The organism is Acidisphaera sp. S103 (genome assembly GCF_009765975.1).
In the GTDB taxonomy this organism is placed as follows: domain Bacteria; phylum Pseudomonadota; class Alphaproteobacteria; order Acetobacterales; family Acetobacteraceae; genus Rhodopila.
In genome coordinates, this window is sequence record NZ_LMUJ01000064.1 from 281,396 (window position 1) to 299,304 (window position 17,909).

Below are 17,909 nucleotides of genomic sequence, written 5' to 3' on the forward strand. Positions count from 1 at the left end.
GGACCCGGCGGTGCAACCGAGAGCAAACTGGAAAGGCTTTCTGAAGATCGCCGAGATCGTCTGTCCGGTCGCGCTGTACACCGCGGCATCGACCGCCGAACGCATCGCCTTCCACACCATCAACCGCGCGACCGGCAACCGGGTGCGCCGCCAGTTCGTCGACGGCGAAACCGGGAAACCGGTGGACAAGGAAGACCAGGTCAAAGGCTACGAGGTCGGACCGGACGACTATGTGGTGCTGGAACCGGAGGACGTCGCCGCGGCGGTGCCTGACAGCGACAAGACGCTTGCCGTGGGTGCCTTTGTCCGTTGCCGCGACATCGATGACGTCTATTTCGACAAACCATACTACCTGACGCCCTCCGACCCGCATGCCGAGTCGGTGTTTGCGCTGATCCGCGACGGTATGCGGGCGCAAAAGGTTGCCGCCCTCGCTCGGACCGTTCTGTTCCGCCGCGCTCGCACCCTGCTTGTCCACGCGCACGGCAATGGCCTGATCGCCACGACGCTGAACTTCGACTACGAGGTCCGTTCGGCGAAGGACGCTTTCGATGACGTGCCGGGCATCAAGATCAAGGGCGAGATGCTGGAACTCGCCGAACACATCATCAAAACAAAAACCGGCAAATTCGATCCGGCTTCATTCGACGACCGCTATGAGGCAGCCCTCGCCGACCTGGTGAGAGCGAAGATGGAGGGCCGCAAAATCGAGGCGCGCAAGGCGCCAAAGTCCGAAAAAGTGGTCGACCTGCTGGCGGCATTACGTGAGAGCGCCGGCAAGAAACCCCGCGCCGCCACGCCCAGGACAAAAACTCCCGCCCCGCGCCGGAAAGCGAGCTGACACATGGCGCTGACCACCTACCGTCAGAAACGCAACTTCACCGCGACGGCAGAGCCGAAAGGCGGCAGGGCACGCAAAAACGGCAACAGCTTCGTCATCCAAAAGCACGATGCGACCCGCCTGCACTACGATTTCCGGCTGGAACTGGACGGCACCCTGAAAAGCTGGGCGGTCACCAAGGGACCCAGCCTGGTGCCGGGTGAAAAGCGGCTCGCGGTGCATGTCGAGGACCACCCGATCGAGTACGGCGACTTCGAGGGCACCATCCCCAAGGGCGAATATGGCGGCGGCACCGTCATCGTCTGGGATCGCGGCACCTGGGCGCCGATCCATGACGCCCGCAAGGGGTATGCCAAGGGCCACCTCGAGTTCACCCTGCACGGCGAGAAACTGGGCGGCCATTGGCATCTTGTCAGGATGCACGGGAAGCCACAGGAAAAGCGCGAGAACTGGCTGCTGATCAAGGGCGACGACGACGCGGCCCGATCCGAAGACGACCGGGATATCCTGACCGAACGTCCGGAATCGGTGAAAACCGGTCGGCAAATCGACGACGTGGCGGGGGAGGAACCCGGCTGGTCCTCCAAGACGGGAAAAATCCGGCGGAAAGCGACCGTTTCGTCAAAATCACAACCGGAGCTCAAAGGCGCCAAGCGGGCACCGCTGCCGACCTTTCGGGAGCCGATGTTGGCGACGCTGGTGGCCACGCCCCCCGCTGGCGACCGCTGGCTTCATGAAATCAAGTTCGATGGCTATCGTCTCCAGGCCCGCATCGAGGCGGGCAAGGTCAAGCTGCTGACCCGAAGCGGCCTCGACTGGACCGACCGGTTCGGGACCGATGTCCTGGCCGCCCTGCGGGCCCTTCCGTTCGAAACCGCGCTGCTCGATGGCGAACTTGTGGTCGAGACCGCCTCCGGCGCATCGGATTTTTCCGCGCTACAAGCCGACCTCAGCGAAGGCCGCACCAATCGCTTCGTGTTCTACCTGTTCGATCTGCTTTACCTCGACGGATTCGACCTGACCGCCCTGCCGCTGATCGCGCGGAAGAAACGGTTGGAGAAATTGCTGGGCGATGCCGCCGGCATCCTCCGTTACAGCGGTCATTTCGATGAAAGTGGGGCGTTGGTGCTGCGCCATGCCTGCCGGCTGAGCCTGGAGGGCGTGGTCTCCAAGGCACGCGATGCCCCATACAGAGCAGGCCGCGGCAAAGCCTGGGTGAAGTCGAAATGTTCCGACCGGCAGGAATTCGTCGTCGCCGGCTACGTGCCCTCCACCACCGCCCGCAACGCCGTCGGCTCCCTGGTGCTGGGTGTCTACGACGGCGACAAGCTGCGGCACGTCGGCCGTGTCGGCACCGGTTTCACGGTCGCCGTCGCCGACGATCTGTTCGAAAAGCTCAGCCGGATGCAGGTACGGTCCAGCCCGTTCGCCGACCGGTTGACCGCGGATGAAGCCCGCCAGGTCCACTTCGTGCGGCCCCAATGCGTGGCGGAAATCGAATTCCGAGCCTGGACGGCCGACGGGCATTTGCGCCATGCGTCCTTCCGGGGCTTGCGGGAAGACAAGCCGGCGCGCGAAATCGTGCGTGAAACGGTGAAACCGATGACCACGTCCTCCACCCGAAGCGAGCCTAAACCGCAACAACGCACGGTCAAACTGACCCATCCGGACCGTATCTACTGGCCGGACCAGGGCGTCACCAAGCAGGGCCTCGCCGACTACTATGCCGAGGTCTGGCGATCCATCGCACCCTACATCGTCGGCCGGCCGCTTGCCCTGGTACGCTGCCCCACCGGCATCACCGGCGAGCATTTTTTCCAGAAGCATGCCTGGAAGGGCGTCAACCCGCACGTCGCGCTGGTAAACGACCCGACGGAACCGGCCGCGGAGCCATTGATCAGCATCAACGACCTCGACGGGCTGATGGCGCTGGTGCAGGCGGCGACACTCGAGATCCACCCCTGGGGTTCGACCGTGGGCAACTGGGAGCGGCCGGACATGATCATCATGGACCTCGATCCCGGCGACGGCGTCCCCTGGCAGGCGATGATCGATGCGGCACAAGAGACCCGCCGGCGGCTGAACGACGCGGGGTTGGCCGCGTTTGTAAAAACCTCCGGGGGCAAGGGGCTGCACGTGGTGTCGCCTCTTGTCCCGAAGGCGGAATGGCCGGTGGTGAAGGCATTCACCGAGGCCATCGCCGACGCCATGGCGGCCGATCAACCGGATCGCTTCGTTTCGACGATCACGAAGTCGAAACGGCAGGGTAAGATCCTGGTTGATTACCTGCGTAACCAACGCAACGCCACCGCGGTCGCCGCCTACTCCACCCGCGCTCGGCCAGGTGCCGCCGTCTCCGCGCCCGTGGCCTGGGAGGAACTGGGCGACGCGATCGGCCCCGCGTATTTCACGGTCGAAAACATGCCGCCGCGCCTGGCCGCGCTGCCTGCCGACCCGTGGGACGGCTTCCGCGCCGCGGCGGTGCCGTTGGAGACGGCCAAACCCCGCCGGCGGAAGAAGGCTTAGCGATCCCTGGACTTATGCCGACGACCGTTGACGTCGACACATCAGCCTCGTCATGGACCGGCGAAGTCCGGTCCATCCGATTCACTACCTTACCATGGCAGATGGCCCGGACTGACGCCGGGCGATGACGAATCGATAGTCGGCTTTAGCGACCTTTGGCCTCAGACGCGATGCTCTTGCGCAATGCGTCCATGATGTTGACGACGTTGGTCGGCGTCTCGGGCCGCGGTTTCGCGACCTTCGCCGGCTTCTTGCCCTTTTGCTTGGATGCAATGATCTCAAGCAGGCGGTCCTGCACCGGATCGTCGATCATCTTCGGATTCCAGGGCTTCGTGCGCGCATCGATCATCTGCTTCAACAGCGCCATCAGCTTGGGATCGGCCTTTTCGTCGCCGATCTTCCCGAAATAGGCTTCGGTATCACGCACTTCATCGCCATAGCGCAGCGTCCATAGCACGATGCCGGTTCCCCGAGGTTCCAGCATCACCGCACGTTCGCGCTGATACAGCACCAGCCGTGAGATCCCGACCTTCCCCGTCGTTTCCATCGCGTCGCGGATGACGCAGAAGGCGTCTTCGCCGACCTCATCGTTCGGCGTCAGGTAGTGCGGCCGGTCATACCAGATCCAGTCGATCGCCTCGGCCGGCACAAACATGTCGATGTCGATGGTACGGGTGCTCTCAAGTCCCACGGCCTCGAGTTCATCATCTTCCAACAGGACGTAGTCGTCCTCGCCGCGTGGATAGCCTTTGACCTCGTTGTTCTCCGCCACCGGTTTGCCGGTGACCGCATCGACATACTGACTGGCGACACGATGGCCCGTCTTCCGATTCAGCGTGTGAAAGCGCACCCGCTCGTTTTCGGTGATCGCGGGTGTCATCGCCACCGAACAGGTGACGAGCGACAGCTTCAGGTAGCCTCTCCAGAACGGGCGCGGCGCCATTGGACGACCCTTCACAACGGACACCAGGAAACGTCCGGGCCGCCGCAATGGTTTCACCGCCACGCGATCGATGGTCGGCCTAGCCGAACGGTGAGAGAAGAAGCACGCCTATCGCGCCGCGCCCATCACCCAGGCCAACACGCCCTTCTGCGCATGCAGGCGGTTTTCCGCTTCGTCGAACACCACCGAGTGCGGGCCGTCGATGACATCGGCATCCACTTCCTCGCCGCGATGCGCGGGCAGGCAGTGCATGAACAACGCGTCCGGAGCCGCCTTCGCCATCAGCCGGCTGGTGACGCGATACGGCGCCAGCAGGTTATGCCGGCTCTCGTTCGGATCGTCCGACATCGACACCCAGGTGTCGGTGACGACACAGCGAGCACCGGCGATCGCCGCCTCGGGGTCGGCGGTCAGTTCGATCTTGCCGCCCTGCGATCGAGCCCAGGCGACGAGGTCTTCGGGTGGGCGCAGCCCATCCGGTGTCGCCAGGCGGAGGGTGAAGCCGAAGCGCACCGCCGCCTCGATCCAGCTTCGGGCGACATTGTTGCCGTCGCCGCACCAGGCGACGACCTGGCCGGCGATGGGACCGCGATGCTCCTCGAACGTCAGCACATCGGCCATCAACTGGCAGGGATGCGACGCCTCGGTCAGGCCGTTGATCACCGGCACCGTGGCGTATTCCGCCAGTTCATGCAGTTTCGACGCCGCGTCGGTGCGCAGCATGATGGCATCGACGTAGCGCGACAACACGCGGGCGGTGTCGGCGACGCTTTCGCCGCGGCCGAGTTGGGTTTCCTTGCCGGTCAGGACGATGACTTCGCCGCCCAACTGGCGCATTCCGACCTCGAACGACACGCGGGTGCGGGTGGAAGGTTTTTCGAAGATCAGCGCCAGGGTCTTGCCGGCGAGCGGGCGCGACGTCACGCCCCCTGCCCGCTTGAAGCCGGAGGCGACGTCCAGCATCTGCCGCAACGTCGCCGCGTCGAAATCACGCAGGTCGAGGAAGTGCCTCGGGCCGGTCTCCCGTTCGGACGACTGGCCCCGGACGCTCGACGTCCGGCGAAGCGCGCTGCTCATTGTGCCGCCGCCTGATTGGCCACCGCCGCCGCCACCTTGGTGGACGCGGCGCGCAGCATGGCGACGGCCTGGTCGATGTCGCCGTCGGTCACCGTCAGCGGCGGTGCCAGGCGCAGCACGTTGTCGCCGGCGGTGATCGCCATCAAGCCTTCGGCGACGCAGGCGCCCTGCACCTGGCCTACCGGGATCGCCGCCTTCAGCCCCAGCAGCAGGCCGAGGCCACGGGCGTCCACAAACACCGTCGGGAATTCGCGGGCGATCTTGTCCAGTTCGCCGCGCAGTTTGCGGCCCTTGCGCTCGACGTCTTCCAGGAAGCCCGGCGCCAGCATCACATCCAGCACGGCATTGCCGGCGGAGCAGGCCAGCGGGTTACCGCCATAGGTCGTGCCATGCGTGCCGGGGACCAGCGCCTTGGCAAACTTTTCCTTGGCCAGCACGGCACCGAGCGGGAAGCCGCCGCCGATGCCCTTGGCCGAGGACATGACGTCGGGCGCGATGCCGGACCATTCATGGGCGAACAGTTTGCCGGTGCGGCCCATGCCGGACTGCACCTCGTCCATGCCGAAAATGATGTCGTATTCGTCGCATACCGCGCGCAGGTCGCGCAGGAACTGCATGTCGGCCGGACGCACGCCGCCTTCACCCTGCACCGGCTCCACGATGATGCCGCAGGTGCCGGACCCGATCGCGTTGCGCACGGCGTTCATGTTGTTGAACGGGACGTGGTCGAAGCCGTCCACAACCGGCCCGAAGCCTTCCAGGTAATGTGAATTTCCCGTGGCAGCCAGCGTCGCCAGGGTGCGGCCGTGGAACGCGCCCTCAAAGCAGATCAGCCGGAAGCGTTCCGGCTTGCCGGCGTCCGACATCGCTCGACGCATCATCTTGATCATGCCCTCGTTCGCCTCGGCGCCCGAGTTGCAGAAGAACACGCTGTCGGCGAACGTCGCGTCCACCAGCCGCTGGGCCAGTTTCTCGGCCTGCGGGATGCGGTACAGGTTGGAGGTGTGCATCACCTTGGCGGCCTGTTCGGCGATCGCCTTCACCAGATGCGGATGGCCGTGGCCCAGGGACGCCGTGGCGATGCCCGACCCGAAATCGAGGAATCGTCGCCCATCCACCGTCCACAGCCAAGAGCCTTCCCCCCGCTCGAAAGCAAGGTCGGCACGTGCGTAGTTCGGCAGCAGAGCGGATATCATCGGGGTTCAACCCTTGGCTTGTCTGTTTTCCCAACGGATCACCCGCCCGCGACCCTTTCGGGGCGGGTCCGGGGAAACGGCGATCATTGGCGATGCGATACGCGCTGTCAAACAACGCTTTTGCGTCCGCGCGCAAGGCGGGGTTGCGGTGCGGGCGCGCCTCGCGGACGAAACATCTTGCATCCGGCCCAAGGCCGAGCATCGTGGGGGAATGTCGAGCGAATCTGCGTCCCCGCCACCTGATGCCGGCAGCCTTTACCAGGCGGCGCTGACGCATTTGGCGCGGTATGCGGCGACCGAGGCCGGGCTGCGCGGCGTGCTGATGCGCCGGGTGGACCGCTGGGCACGCCTGCAAGCCGACCCCGACGCCGCCGAACCCGCGGTCGCGGCGGCCAGGCAGGCGGTGGAGGCAGTGATCGGACGGCTGGTGCAGGCCGGGGCGGTCAGCGACGCCGCGTTTGCCGAAAGCCGGGCGAAAAGCCTGGTGCACGGCGGCCAGTCCAACCGGTCGATCCAGGCTCGTTTGATCGCCAAGGGGGTGGCGCCGGAGTTGGCCCGTGATGCCTCGGTCAACGATGCGGACACGGAACTGGCGGCGGCGCTGGTGCTGGTGCGCAAGCGGCGGATCGGGGCCTATCGGCTTGCCGACGGGGCCGATGCCACGGTGCGGATGAAGGAACTGGGGTTGCTGGCGCGAGCCGGCTTTTCCCGCGACATCGCCGAGCGGGCACTGAATACATCGCGTGAAGATGCGGAACAGCGGATTTTCGACTTGCGGCGGTAGGGGGCGAAGCGCCTCGGGTTCGGGGTGGTACTTGGTGAAGGTAAAACAAGCAAGAATTTGGAACCGCGGATGAACGCGGATGAACGCAGATAAGTAAGAACGACTGTGGTGGGATGGTCCAAAGTCTCGATAGACATCCCCCCCGTCACGCCGATGAAGATCGGCGTCCACGCCTTTTGCTGTCGAAACAAGGGCGTGAATTGTGGGCCTTCGCGCACCATGACGGTTGCCCGGCAATGCCAGAGGGTTAATAGCAACGTCGGCTGGTAATATCCGCAAAAGCAAAGGCGTGGATGGCGGCATTCGCCGCCATGACGGGTTGCGCGGCGCCGCCGAAGGGTCAACCTCAAAAGTCACCGGGACAATTCCCATCAACTTATCTGCGTTCATCTGCGCTCATCCGCGGTTCCAAAATTCTTACTTTGGCTGCCCAGACCATTGCCCGGCGATACCGCACCGGACGGCCAACCCTGTTCAACGCCGCCGAGGTTTGTTCTACTCCCAACCATCCCCCGCCCCCGCACGATCAGACACGACATGAGCCAACGCATCCCGCCCCTCGACATCACCCGCGTGAAAGAGGCCAACGCTCGGGAAGTTCTCCGCCTGTCGGAGGTCTATCTCGACAGCACGACGAAATTCGCGATCGCCTCGGATGCGCGGGCGGTCACGCTGTCCACGATGATGGCGACACTGATGACCGCGACCGCCGCCGTGGGCGCCGCCATCATCGCCCTGCCGCCCGAACATCGCACAACCTTCACACGCTTCCTGTGGGTCGCATTGCTCTCGGCCAGCGCCTGCTACCTGATGGCTCTGATCAAGGCCACAAACGCGGCTCGCCCCGAGACATTCGACGTCCCAGGCAACTACCTGAGTTCTTTTACCGATGCCGACTTGCAAGGTGAGCCAAAGGCGCTTCTGATCGCGCAGGCGGAGATATACGAATACCAGATAGGCCTGAACAACGCGCGTCTTCAGGCAAACGCCGAATCATTGCGCGCCGCGCTCGGATGGGTCAAATTTTCGCCCTTCGTGGCGGCTATCGCCGGAGCCATCGGGACAGCGTTCCCGTCCGGCTGATCGACCCTGGTTCCGGCGGAAAGGGCTTCGCCGGGTAAGGTGATCTGATCGGAGGTTTGGGCGGCAATACCATGCTGTTCACTCCCGAAACCGAAGCTGTGGCAGGCTATCCGGTAACCCGGCCGGCGTGCAATCGGATGCCTGTCCCGCCTCAAATCCTACACCCAAAAACAGAGGAATTCACAATGGCTGATGCCCAATGCAGTTGCGGCGCGCTGACGCTGACGCTTCCGGGACCAACCACGCTGGTTGTCGCCTGCCACTGTCTCGACTGCCAACGGCGAACCGGCGCGCCGTTCGGCGTCGGCGCGTTCTATCCGGCCGACACCGTGACGGTTTCCGGAACGCCGAAGGAGTTCGCCCGCGATGCCACAAGCGGCAGGAAAGTGCGCTGCTACTTCTGTCCGAACTGCGGATCGACAGTCTACTGGAAGGCCGACGCCCTGCCGTCGATGATCGGCGTTGCGGTGGGCGCGCTGGCCGACCCGCAATTTCCCGCCCCGTTCAGATCGGTCTTCGAGCGCTCACGACATCACTGGGTCCACATCGATGCCGCCACCGAACATTTCGACCACGGCAGCGTGTGAGCCTTACGCCCGCACCAGCATCGTTTCGTGCGACGCCATCGACCGGTGCAGCATGAACAGCGGGATAGCCAGCGCGGAAATCACAGCGGCGGCGAGCAGCCCACCCTCCGGCCGGCCGGAATAATCCGCTGCCATGCCGCACAGCGCCGGCGCCACCGTTCCGCCCAGGTAATATAACGTATAAAACAATCCCATCCCGACCGCTCGGTTTTCCGGCCTGGCCGACAGGGTACCGACGGCCATAGTCACGCCGGGCTGGATGGAGCCCACGACACCCAGCAGCAGCGCCCAGGCGACCGGCCAGCCGGTCAGTGCCGACCCGACCATGCCGATGGTCATCGCCAGCGTGCCGATCAAGAAGATGTTGAACCCGCCGAAGCGGGCGGCCAGGCCGCTGCCGGCCAGGGTGCCAGGCACGTTTCCCCAGGTGGCGATGGTCAGGATCAGGGCCGTGACGCCCAGGCCGTAGCCTCGGAACGCCAGGCTGCTGGGCAGGTAGGAGGCGTAAGAGGCGAAGCCGGCGGTGTACACCGTCCAGATGCCGCCGGCGACCGCCAGCAGCAGGCACTCCCTCCCGCTGGGCAGCGAGAAGCGGCGCGGCACGGCGGCGGCGTGCGGCGGTTCCTGGTAGCTGGCCAGAAACAGCAGCAAGGCAACGAAGGTCGGCAAGGCGCCGGTCAGAAAGGCGATGTGCAGGCCGAAGCGCGCCAGCACCGGCGGCAGGACGAGTTGCGCCAGGCCCATGCCGATCGGGTAGGCGCAGACCGAAACGCTGATGCCGATCATGAAGCGCGTGCCGGCGAACCAGTCGGCGATGACCTTGCCTTGCAGCACGATCATGGCGACGGCGCCGACTCCGGACAGGGTGCGGCCCAGGGCGATGCCGGACATGGTGTCGACCCAGGCACCGAAGCAGGCGCCGGCGGTCATTAGGGCGAGGCCGGTGCCCAGTACCCAACGGTCTCCGAACCGCCGGCCCAGCAGGCCGAGCGGCAGGGCGACGAAGACACCCAGCAGCATGTAGGCGCCGATCAGGCTGCCGAGCTGGGCATAGTTCAGGCCGAACCGCCGCACCAGTTCGGTGGCCAGCGTCGCGACCGTCTGGAACTGGTAGCCGAACGCGATCCGGGCGAGCGCCAGGGCCGCGAGAATGATCCAGGGACGAAGCTGCATCCGTTTCCTCAGGCGCCGGGCGGTTCCGAACCGGCTTGGGCTGAGGGTATCCGGCGGGGGTCGCGTCCGCCAGCCTGGGGCGCGCGATGGTGGGTAGTGGCAACGGCAAGATACAGTGGGGGAACCGGGAGGTCAGCTTTAGCCCGATCCGCAAGGGCGGGGGTCGCAACGCAATTTACGTAAAAGCCATATTGACGTATGGAAGAACAAAACGTAACCATAGATCATGGGATAGTGGCGGAGAGGCTATCATGACACCGAGGTCGGGCCGGCGGCTCGGTCAGCACATGCAGACGAAACGACGGGATGCATTCCGCCTAAAGGAGAGGGCTGCTTGCATACGGGCCGAACAGTCTGGTTGTCGGACTTCGAAGCCGTAACTGGATGAATTTATCTTTCGAGGTCTCGCGTGGCGATTTATATAAAAGTCGCCCACAAAAAATCAGAAACCTTAGCGAACACTGGGTTGACCAGGAGGTTTACTGTCCGAGTTGCGGGCAAGTTGATATTGGCCGATACAGCAACAACCGTCCTGTTGCAGACTTTTTTTGTTCGCATTGTAGAGAAGATTTCGAACTGAAAAGTCAGGGAAGAGCATTCGGCCCTAATGTGGCTGATGGTGCCTACAAAACCATGATCGAACGGTTGAAGGGAAATCAAAACCCTAACCTGCTCCTTCTCCATTACGATCTAAAACAACTGTCGGTCATCAATCTTCTCGTCATCCCCAAATATTTCTTCATTCCAGAGATTATTCGAGAGAGGAAGCCACTATCCCCGACAGCTCGCCGCGCCGGCTGGATCGGGTGCAAAATAGCAATTTGCGGCGTCCCATCCGCTGGGCGAATTTCTTTAATCAAGGATCGCATTATTGAGCCCAGAGAGGACGTCCTGGCAAAGTGGCGGGCGGTACGCTTCCTTAAAGAGCAGCAGGATGTGCGGGCAAAAGGATGGATTCTGAGTGTGATGCAATGTATCGAAAAGATCAAAAAGCGTACGTTCAAGATTGAAGAACTCTACCAATTCGAGGATGAACTTAGAACCGCCCATCCGCTAAATCGGTATATAAAAGAAAAGATACGGCAGAAATTGCAGGTTCTACGCGATAATGGCTATCTCGATTTTGTGGGACGAGGAACATATCGATTGGTAAACTGGAATCCCGAATAATTGGAGGTTGTTATGGCATGGTACAGGAATCACTACCAGTGCGCCCGTTGCGATGCAGAATGGACAGACGACTGGTCGTGCATGTGCGACGATGACTGCCCGTTCTGCGGAGCGCGACATATGTCGCCTCACCATAATGATGATCTAACTCACGTGACGGAACGGCGCGCCGATCGGTTCGTTGTTCTTCGGTCTATGGAATCGGCAGAGGAAACTCCGGATTACGAATTGGTAGCGAATTTCCCATCGCGAAAATTAGCCGAAGCCTTCCTCAAAGCGACACTTACCGCGTCACCCAACACCAGCGCTTAAATGCTCCGTCACCAGTTATCGTATCGGCGACCACTCCAGGGAATTTGAAGGCCAAGATGTGACTTGATCGCCGGCCGGCACAACGCTTGGCCGCAGCGGTTTCAAGAGCGTTGACCGTGATACCGTACCACTCGGGGGTGGCGGTTTCCGAAAATCGAATCAGGCAAGATAGAGTTCGGGCATTACCTCAGGATCGAAGCTGATTCCTAACCTGGGACAGGTAGCGGCGCGCCCCGGACATGCCTATCTTGGCAGCATGTCCGACACACCAGCCTTCCTCGATGGCGGCCGTCCGCCAGTGCCCGATATCGTCGTGCCGCGCGGCGTCGTCCCGTTCTTCCTGCCGCAGCGTCCTGTGCGAGGCCGCCTGGTGCGGCTGGGTCCGCTCGCCGATGCACTGTTGAGCCGCCACGACAACCATCCGGTGGTCACTGCCCTGGTCGGCCAGGCGCTCGCCTTGGCGGCCGGGCTGTCCACGGCGTTGAAATTCCGCGGCTCCTTCAGCCTGCAAGCCAAGGGCGACGGCCCGGTGTCCATGCTGCTGGCCGACTGCACCGATGCCGGCGAGCTGCGCGGCCACGCCATCACCAACCGCGGCAAGCTCGACGCGCTGCTGGCCCTCGACCCTACCCCGTCGGCCGAGGCGCTGCTGGGCACCGGCTTCCTCGCCTTCACCGTCGACCAGGGCGGCGAGCAGAACCGCCACCAGGGCATCGTCGCCATCGAGGGCGGGTCGCTCGCCGACATGGCGCTGCACTATTTCGCCACCAGCGAGCAGTTGCGCTGCCAGATGCGCCTGGCGTGCACGCACACCCCATCCGGCTGGCGGGCCGGTGCGCTGATCCTGGAGAAAGTCGCCGGTGCCGGCGGCATCGACCCGGCGTTGAACGACGCCGCCCAGGAGGAAAGCTGGCACACCGCCACCACGCTGGCCGCCACGCTGACCGACGCGGAGCTGCTGGATGACGCGCTGCCGGCCGACCGCCTGCTCTACCGGCTGTTCCACACCGAAGGCGTCGCCACCGATCGCGCTCGTGCTTTGTCGTTCGGCTGCCGCTGTTCCCGCGCCCGCCTGGCTAGTATCCTGGAAGGCTTCCCGGCCGAAGACCTGGATCATATGGCGATCGATAACGATATCGTCATGACGTGCGAATTCTGCAATTTTGATTTCCGCTTCCCCCGCGGTGACGTTCAAGGACAGGTCGCCTCGTGATCCAGATACCGACTAAGCAAGCAAGGGACTTTCCGCCTTCATGCAAGCCACACACCTGACCCGCCGCTTTATGCTGCTGCTGCCGCTCGCCCTCGCCGCCTGTGGCGGAGGCGAGGATGAAGATGAACTTTTCCCGCCGCTGCGCTATAACGATCTGCCGCCGATCCAGTTGAAGGTCGCCTCGATCGCGATCGAGCAGCGTTTTGTCCCGGCCGGTGTGCCGCCCGATGTCAGCAACCGAGATCCAGCCTCGCCGATCGAGGCCCTGAAAGCCATGGCGAACGACCGGCTGCAGGCGTTCGGCACCGCCAACAAGGCGGTTTTCTCGATCCTGGATGCGTCCATGACGCGTGATGAGGATGTGGTGACCGGATCGCTGACCGTGTCGCTGGCGATCATCGACGATAGCGGCGCGCAGCTTGGCTATGCCCAGGCGCATGAGCAAAGCCGGCGCACCGGCGATGTTCACGGTCTGCGGTCAGTCCTCTACGACATGACCAAGGCGATGATGAACGACATGAACATCGAGTTCGAATACCAGATCCGGCATCATCTGAAGCCCTGGCTGACGGACACCACCGCGCCGGCGGCACCGGTGGAACAGGCACCGCTGGACGGCAATCAAGCGCCGCCTCCAGGGGCACCGTCGGCGCCTGCCGGCGCCACACCATCCGCCGCGCCCGGCTATCCGCCGGCTTCCCAGCAGTCGCCGCAACCCACCTATCTGCAGCCGCCGCAATCGGCCTATCCGCAGCCTCAGCAGCCGAGCTATCAGCAGCCAGGCTATCCCCAACCGACTTATCCGCAGTCATCGCCGCCGAGCTATCCGCAACCTCAGCAGCCGAACTATCCGCAGTCGCCCTATCCGCAACCGGACTATCCGCAGGCACAATAGGGCGTTATCCGGGCCAGAGGACAGCTACCGACGCTGGGTGCCTCGGCGGTGCTCCCCAAAGGGCTACTCAGTCAGGATGTTCGAGCCGCGGCTGCCGATCATCGCCAGCAGTTCGCGCCTTGTCGTCGGGTCGTCGCGGAACGCACCCAGCATGCGGCTGGTGACCATGGTCACGCCCGGCTTGTGGACGCCGCGCGTGGTCATGCACTGATGCGCGGCCTCGATGACGACTGCCACGCCGCGCGGCTCCAGCACCTCCTGGATGGTGTTGGCGATCTGCGCGGTCAGCTTTTCCTGGATCTGCAGGCGCTTGGCATAGGCGTCAACGACGCGCGCCAGCTTGCTGATCCCCACCACCCGCCGATGCGGCAGATAAGCGACATGGACCCGGCCGATGATGGGCGCCATGTGATGCTCGCACGTGCTTTCCAGCCTTATGTCGCGCAGCAGGACGATTTCGTCGTAACCGTCGGTCTCCTCGAACGTGCGTTCCAGGACGGCCACCGGATCGGTGGCATAGCCGACAAAGAACTCCTTGAACGCGCGCGTGACACGGGACGGTGTATCACGTAACCCCTCCCGGTCCGGGTCGTCGCCGGCCCACAGCAGCAGGGTGCGAACGGCCGCTTCGGCCTCCTCTCGCGTCGGTCTCTCTGCCGATGCCGTGCTCACGGCTCGGGGCGAGGTAGGCGTAACAATGTTCACCGCGCAGGATCCTCCGGCTTATTCCTTGGGGTTGACCGCCCCAAATCGATATGGGGCCGGCAAATGACCCCGCAACCTGTTTATGTCAGGTCAGTGAACCCTACCGCTTTGGTGCGGGCTGTCCAGGCTGAAGGCCGGAATGGCCACGTCGAAGTTCTCACCGGAGGACGGCACCACCATGTGATACGCGCCGGTCATGAAGCCGGACGGCGTGTCGAGCGGCGTGCCGGAGGTGTATTCGAAGCTCTCGCCCGGCTCCAGCAGTGGCTGCTCGCCGACCACGCCGGCGCCGTGCACGTGCTGGGTGCGCCCGCGCGCGTCGGTGATCTGCCAGGTGCGGCGCAGCAGTTGGATCGGCTCCGCCCCCTGGTTCTCGATCTTCACGCGATAGGCCCAGACGAAGTGGTTTTCGTCAGGCTGCGACTGGTCCGCCAGGAAGAAGGAGCGGACCGAGACATGCACGTCACGCGTCGTGCGCGAATAGTCCGCGCGCGTGTTGCCAGCGGAGCGGCCTGGCCGCTGCGGCTGAAACGCGGGTGACGCCGGACGCTTGCCGCGGCCGGGCTTGGAATCTTCAGACGACATGACAGCAATCCTTCTTGCCTTGCCGGAACTTAAAATCAAGAACCAATCCGCGCTGCTTGTCCAGGATGGAGCCTTCCAACATGCCTCAAGGTGCCAGCGTGCAGCCCGTCTGGTTCAGTGGCTGGTAGATGTCCGCCGCGCGGATCACGCCGATCTGCTCGTAATGATCCCATTCTCCACGCATCGCGGCCGCCGGCTTCACGCGCAGTAACGACAGGTCGATCGCCAGACGTCCGTCCAGACGCAACAAAGCGGAACGGCCGAAGAAATAAACCGGCGCGCGGCGCATTTCCTGGTTGATCAAAGCGGCGTCCAGGCCGTCGGTCGCGGCCACGGCGCGCAGATAGTGGCGCACGGCGACATAGGCGGCGGCATGCGCCGCGTCGGGCATCTGACCGGTGCCGGCGATGAAACGATTGGCAAACGATATCGCCTGGTCGTTTTGGTTCCAGTAGAACGGGCTGGCCAAAATCAGCCCGTGCGCCGCCTTTGCGCCCGCGGCATGAATATTCGTGATCGCCGGCAGGAATGCCACGACGGCGCGACCGTCATCGAACAGGCCGCCGGCCTGGAACTCAGCAAGTTGCCCGGTCAGATCCCCCGCGATATCGCACAATCCGACCGCCCGGGCACCCGAGTCCTTCACCTGGGTCACGATGGACGCGAAATCGGTCGCCTCCGGTGGGTGACGGGATCGTCCCGCCACACGGCCGCCCACCGCCTCGATCGCCCAGACCGCATCAGACTGCACCGCCTGGCCCAGAACCGTGTCGGGCGCGACCAGGAACCAGGTTTTGGTGCCCAACCGCGCCAGCGCACCGGCCAGGGCGGTCGTCATCGACGCGCTGTCGATCCCCCAACTGGAACCGAACGGCGAACAGTCCCGTCCGGTCAAGGCGGGATTGACGCTGCCGGTCACCAGCATCGAGCGGCCGCGCGCCCGAGCCAACGCCTGCACGGCCACCGCCGCGGCGGAACCGGGCACGTCGACGACCACCGATACACCCTGATCGAACCAGCGCCCGGCGATCGCGACCGCATCGTCCGGTTTCAGCCTATAGGACGCGGTCACGATCGACATCGGACGGCCATCCGGCAGGGCACCGGTGTCCTGCACCGCCATTCGCACGGCTTCCACCAGCGGCGGCCCGGACACCGCCTCGCCGATCCCGGTGCGGTCCGTCAACACCCCGATCACCACCGGCGGCGGCGCGTCCTGCGTCCGCCCCACCACCGGCAGGGCCGCCACGCCCGCGGAAGCGACCAGTAAGCGGCGAGTCAGGGCGGCTCGCCCCATGCCGGTCAGTTCGCCGCCAGGACCGGCTTCGCCGTGTTCAGCCGATCCAGCGCCCGGCACAGGTCGTCCTTGATATCGTCCGGATCCTCAAGGCCGATCGACAGGCGAATGACACCGTCGGTGATACCCAGTCGGGCGCGCTCCTGCTCGCCGATGCGCATATGCGTGGTCGTTGCCGGATGCGTGGCGAGCGACTTGGAATCACCCAGGTTGTTGGACACAAGGATCAGTTCGAAGCTGTTCATGACCTCGAATGCGCCATCCTTGCCGCCCGCCACCTCGAACGTCACGACCGTTCCGCCGGCGGTCATTTGCTTCAGCGCCAGCGCCTGCTGCGGGTGATCGGCGCGCGTCGGATACCAGACCCGGATGACGCCGGGCTGCTCCGCCAGGAAATCGGCGATCGAGGCAGCCGAACGGCTGGCAGCATCGACCCGCAGCGCCATCGTCTCGAGCCCCTTCAACAGCACCCAGGCGTTGAACGGCGACAGCGCCGGGCCGGTGTTGCGGATGAACGGCTGCAGCACGTCGTTGATCCACTTCTTGCTGCCCAGGATGGCGCCGCCCAGCACCCTGCCCTGTCCGTCCATGTGCTTGGTACAGGAATACACCACGACATCGGCACCCAGCTTCAGCGGCTGCTGCAGCAGTGGCGTGGCGAACACATTGTCCACCACGACGATCGCCCCTGCCGCATGCGCCATCTCGGCCACCGCCGGCAGATCGACCATATCCAGCATCGGATTGGACGGCGATTCCAGCAGCACCAGGTTGGCCGGACGCGACAGCGCCGCCTTCCATTGGGCCAGGTCGCCGCCATCGACGAATTCAGTCTGGATGCCGAATTTCGGCAGCAAGGTCGAGACGATCCAGTGGCACGACCCGAACAGAGCCCGAGCGGCCACGACCCGATCGCCGGTTTGGAGGTGCGACAGCAGCGCCGCGTTGACCGCGGCCATGCCGGTGGCGGCGGTGCGGCAGTCTTCCGCGCCCTCGATTAGCGCCAGGCGCTGTTCCAGCATGCTGAGTGTCGGGTTGGCGAAGCGGGAATACTGATAGTGCTCGACTTTGCCGGAGAATGTCGCCTCGGCCTGTTCGGCATCGTCATAGACGTAGCCGGAGGTCAGAAACAGCGCTTCGGCGGTTTCGCCGTGATGGGTGCGTTGAACGCCGCCATGAACCAGGCGGGTCGCGGGACGCAGGCGGGATGGATCGAGTGTCATATGTCAGGGCCCTTGCACGTTGGGCCGACCGTCGAGCAGCTTGGGTCCAGCGGGAACCGAACCTGATGCTGGCCTCTTTAGCGCGCTTATTTCACCTCGCCGCAATCCGGCCGGACAAATCACGAGGGTCAGGAACATCCCGACATCGCGCTGATAGGACCAAACGCGGGATTTCGTCAATGGGACTCCGGGCCGCGATCGGAAACGGAAACGACCCGATCGGTAACGCCAGAGGACGAACCGCGAAATGATCGGTCGAACCACGCATTTCCCCCTTGGCAAAGCCCCGCCGATCCGCC

At 64.1% G+C, this 17,909-nt stretch carries 16 protein-coding genes and 1 riboswitch; of the genes, 8 read left to right on the forward strand and 8 right to left on the reverse strand.

What is annotated here, in order from left to right; all coding sequences use genetic code 11:
- Nucleotides 1-10: 10 nt before the first annotated feature.
- Nucleotides 11-841 carry a Ku protein gene (locus tag GSQ89_RS23255; RefSeq protein ID WP_158929710.1) on the forward strand — a complete coding sequence of 277 codons (831 nt, stop codon included), beginning with the start codon at nucleotides 11-13 and terminating at the stop codon, nucleotides 839-841.
- 3 nt (nucleotides 842-844) lie between these two features.
- Nucleotides 845-3,367 (forward strand): DNA ligase D, encoded by a 2,523-nt coding sequence (gene ligD / locus GSQ89_RS23260; protein WP_158929712.1) that lies wholly within the window; start codon nucleotides 845-847, stop codon nucleotides 3,365-3,367.
- A 145-nt stretch (nucleotides 3,368-3,512) separates the two neighbouring features.
- Here ligD and GSQ89_RS23265 read toward each other — a convergent pair whose 3' ends face one another.
- The 3 genes from GSQ89_RS23265 to GSQ89_RS23275 form a co-directional block, all read right to left on the reverse strand.
- Entirely contained in the window at nucleotides 3,513-4,310 is a 798-nt protein-coding gene (locus GSQ89_RS23265; RefSeq protein ID WP_158929714.1) for a Ku protein, read from the reverse strand.
- Between the two features lie 108 nt (nucleotides 4,311-4,418).
- The gene (argF, locus tag GSQ89_RS23270) at nucleotides 4,419-5,387 is read right to left on the reverse strand and encodes an ornithine carbamoyltransferase (RefSeq protein ID WP_158929716.1); all 969 of its coding nucleotides are present in this window, start codon (nucleotides 5,385-5,387) and stop codon (nucleotides 4,419-4,421) included.
- Complete coding sequence (locus GSQ89_RS23275) at nucleotides 5,384-6,583, reverse strand: aspartate aminotransferase family protein (RefSeq protein ID WP_158929718.1); 1,200 nt, start codon at nucleotides 6,581-6,583, stop codon at nucleotides 5,384-5,386. Before GSQ89_RS23275 ends, argF begins: the two co-directional genes overlap by 4 nt.
- Nucleotides 6,584-6,794: 211 nt before the next feature.
- Here GSQ89_RS23275 and GSQ89_RS23280 point away from each other — a divergent pair, with 211 nt between their 5' ends.
- The 3 genes from GSQ89_RS23280 (at nucleotide 6,795) to GSQ89_RS23290 (ending at nucleotide 9,037) form a co-directional block, all read left to right on the forward strand.
- Nucleotides 6,795-7,367 carry a regulatory protein RecX gene (locus GSQ89_RS23280; protein WP_158929720.1) on the forward strand — a complete coding sequence of 191 codons (573 nt, stop codon included), beginning with the start codon at nucleotides 6,795-6,797 and terminating at the stop codon, nucleotides 7,365-7,367.
- 537 nt (nucleotides 7,368-7,904) lie between these two features.
- Nucleotides 7,905-8,450, forward strand: a complete 546-nt coding sequence (locus GSQ89_RS23285) for a hypothetical protein (protein ID WP_158929722.1) — start codon at nucleotides 7,905-7,907, stop codon at nucleotides 8,448-8,450.
- A gap of 185 nt (nucleotides 8,451-8,635) precedes the next feature.
- Nucleotides 8,636-9,037 (forward strand): GFA family protein, encoded by a 402-nt coding sequence (locus GSQ89_RS23290; RefSeq protein ID WP_158929724.1) that lies wholly within the window; start codon nucleotides 8,636-8,638, stop codon nucleotides 9,035-9,037.
- A gap of 3 nt (nucleotides 9,038-9,040) precedes the next feature.
- On the opposite strand, the gene GSQ89_RS23295 is transcribed toward GSQ89_RS23290, so the two are convergent.
- Nucleotides 9,041-10,210: a nitrate/nitrite transporter gene (locus GSQ89_RS23295; RefSeq protein ID WP_158929726.1), complete on the reverse strand. Its 1,170-nt coding sequence runs from the start codon at nucleotides 10,208-10,210 to the stop codon at nucleotides 9,041-9,043.
- Nucleotides 10,211-10,594: 384 nt separating this feature from the next.
- On the opposite strand from GSQ89_RS23295, the gene GSQ89_RS23300 reads away from it, so the two are divergent.
- The 3 genes from GSQ89_RS23300 (at nucleotide 10,595) to GSQ89_RS23310 (ending at nucleotide 13,800) form a co-directional block, all read left to right on the forward strand.
- Nucleotides 10,595-11,380, forward strand: coding sequence for a DpnI domain-containing protein (locus GSQ89_RS23300; protein ID WP_158929728.1), 786 nt, complete (start codon nucleotides 10,595-10,597; stop codon nucleotides 11,378-11,380).
- A 568-nt stretch (nucleotides 11,381-11,948) separates the two neighbouring features.
- Nucleotides 11,949-12,905: an Hsp33 family molecular chaperone HslO gene (locus GSQ89_RS23305; protein WP_158929730.1), complete on the forward strand. Its 957-nt coding sequence runs from the start codon at nucleotides 11,949-11,951 to the stop codon at nucleotides 12,903-12,905.
- Between the two features lie 40 nt (nucleotides 12,906-12,945).
- Entirely contained in the window at nucleotides 12,946-13,800 is an 855-nt protein-coding gene (locus tag GSQ89_RS23310; protein WP_158929732.1) for a hypothetical protein, read from the forward strand.
- Between the two features lie 63 nt (nucleotides 13,801-13,863).
- Here GSQ89_RS23310 and folE read toward each other — a convergent pair whose 3' ends face one another.
- The 4 genes from folE to metZ form a co-directional block, all read right to left on the reverse strand.
- Entirely contained in the window at nucleotides 13,864-14,505 is a 642-nt protein-coding gene (gene folE / locus GSQ89_RS23315; RefSeq protein ID WP_174254915.1) for a GTP cyclohydrolase I FolE, read from the reverse strand.
- A gap of 90 nt (nucleotides 14,506-14,595) precedes the next feature.
- Complete coding sequence (apaG, locus tag GSQ89_RS23320) at nucleotides 14,596-15,090, reverse strand: Co2+/Mg2+ efflux protein ApaG (protein ID WP_158929734.1); 495 nt, start codon at nucleotides 15,088-15,090, stop codon at nucleotides 14,596-14,598.
- A gap of 85 nt (nucleotides 15,091-15,175) precedes the next feature.
- Entirely contained in the window at nucleotides 15,176-16,447 is a 1,272-nt protein-coding gene (locus GSQ89_RS23325) for an ABC transporter substrate-binding protein (RefSeq protein ID WP_158929736.1), read from the reverse strand.
- On the reverse strand, nucleotides 16,393-17,610 hold the full coding sequence (metZ, locus tag GSQ89_RS23330) for an O-succinylhomoserine sulfhydrylase (protein ID WP_158929738.1): 1,218 nt from the start codon (nucleotides 17,608-17,610) through the stop codon (nucleotides 16,393-16,395). The genes GSQ89_RS23325 and metZ overlap by 55 nt, the downstream gene beginning before the upstream one ends.
- 56 nt (nucleotides 17,611-17,666) lie before the next feature.
- A riboswitch (SAM riboswitch) is annotated at nucleotides 17,667-17,746 on the reverse strand.
- Between the last annotated feature and the right edge of the window lie 163 nt (nucleotides 17,747-17,909).

Excerpts from the sequence above, each read along its gene's own strand:
- ligD (WP_158929712.1), top strand. The coding sequence starts at position 845 with ATGGCGCTGACCACCTACCGTCAGAAACGCAACTTCACCGCGACGGCA.
- GSQ89_RS23265 (WP_158929714.1), bottom strand. The coding sequence starts at position 4,310 with ATGGCGCCGCGCCCGTTCTGGAGAGGCTACCTGAAGCTGTCGCTCGTC.
- argF (WP_158929716.1), bottom strand. The coding sequence starts at position 5,387 with ATGAGCAGCGCGCTTCGCCGGACGTCGAGCGTCCGGGGCCAGTCGTCC.
- GSQ89_RS23275 (WP_158929718.1), bottom strand. The coding sequence starts at position 6,583 with ATGATATCCGCTCTGCTGCCGAACTACGCACGTGCCGACCTTGCTTTC.
- GSQ89_RS23280 (WP_158929720.1), top strand. The coding sequence starts at position 6,795 with ATGTCGAGCGAATCTGCGTCCCCGCCACCTGATGCCGGCAGCCTTTAC.
- GSQ89_RS23285 (WP_158929722.1), top strand. The coding sequence starts at position 7,905 with ATGAGCCAACGCATCCCGCCCCTCGACATCACCCGCGTGAAAGAGGCC.
- GSQ89_RS23290 (WP_158929724.1), top strand. The coding sequence starts at position 8,636 with ATGGCTGATGCCCAATGCAGTTGCGGCGCGCTGACGCTGACGCTTCCG.
- GSQ89_RS23295 (WP_158929726.1), bottom strand. The coding sequence starts at position 10,210 with ATGCAGCTTCGTCCCTGGATCATTCTCGCGGCCCTGGCGCTCGCCCGG.
- GSQ89_RS23300 (WP_158929728.1), top strand. The coding sequence starts at position 10,595 with ATGAATTTATCTTTCGAGGTCTCGCGTGGCGATTTATATAAAAGTCGC.
- GSQ89_RS23305 (WP_158929730.1), top strand. The coding sequence starts at position 11,949 with ATGTCCGACACACCAGCCTTCCTCGATGGCGGCCGTCCGCCAGTGCCC.
- GSQ89_RS23310 (WP_158929732.1), top strand. The coding sequence starts at position 12,946 with ATGCAAGCCACACACCTGACCCGCCGCTTTATGCTGCTGCTGCCGCTC.
- apaG (WP_158929734.1), bottom strand. The coding sequence starts at position 15,090 with ATGTCGTCTGAAGATTCCAAGCCCGGCCGCGGCAAGCGTCCGGCGTCA.
- metZ (WP_158929738.1), bottom strand. The coding sequence starts at position 17,610 with ATGACACTCGATCCATCCCGCCTGCGTCCCGCGACCCGCCTGGTTCAT.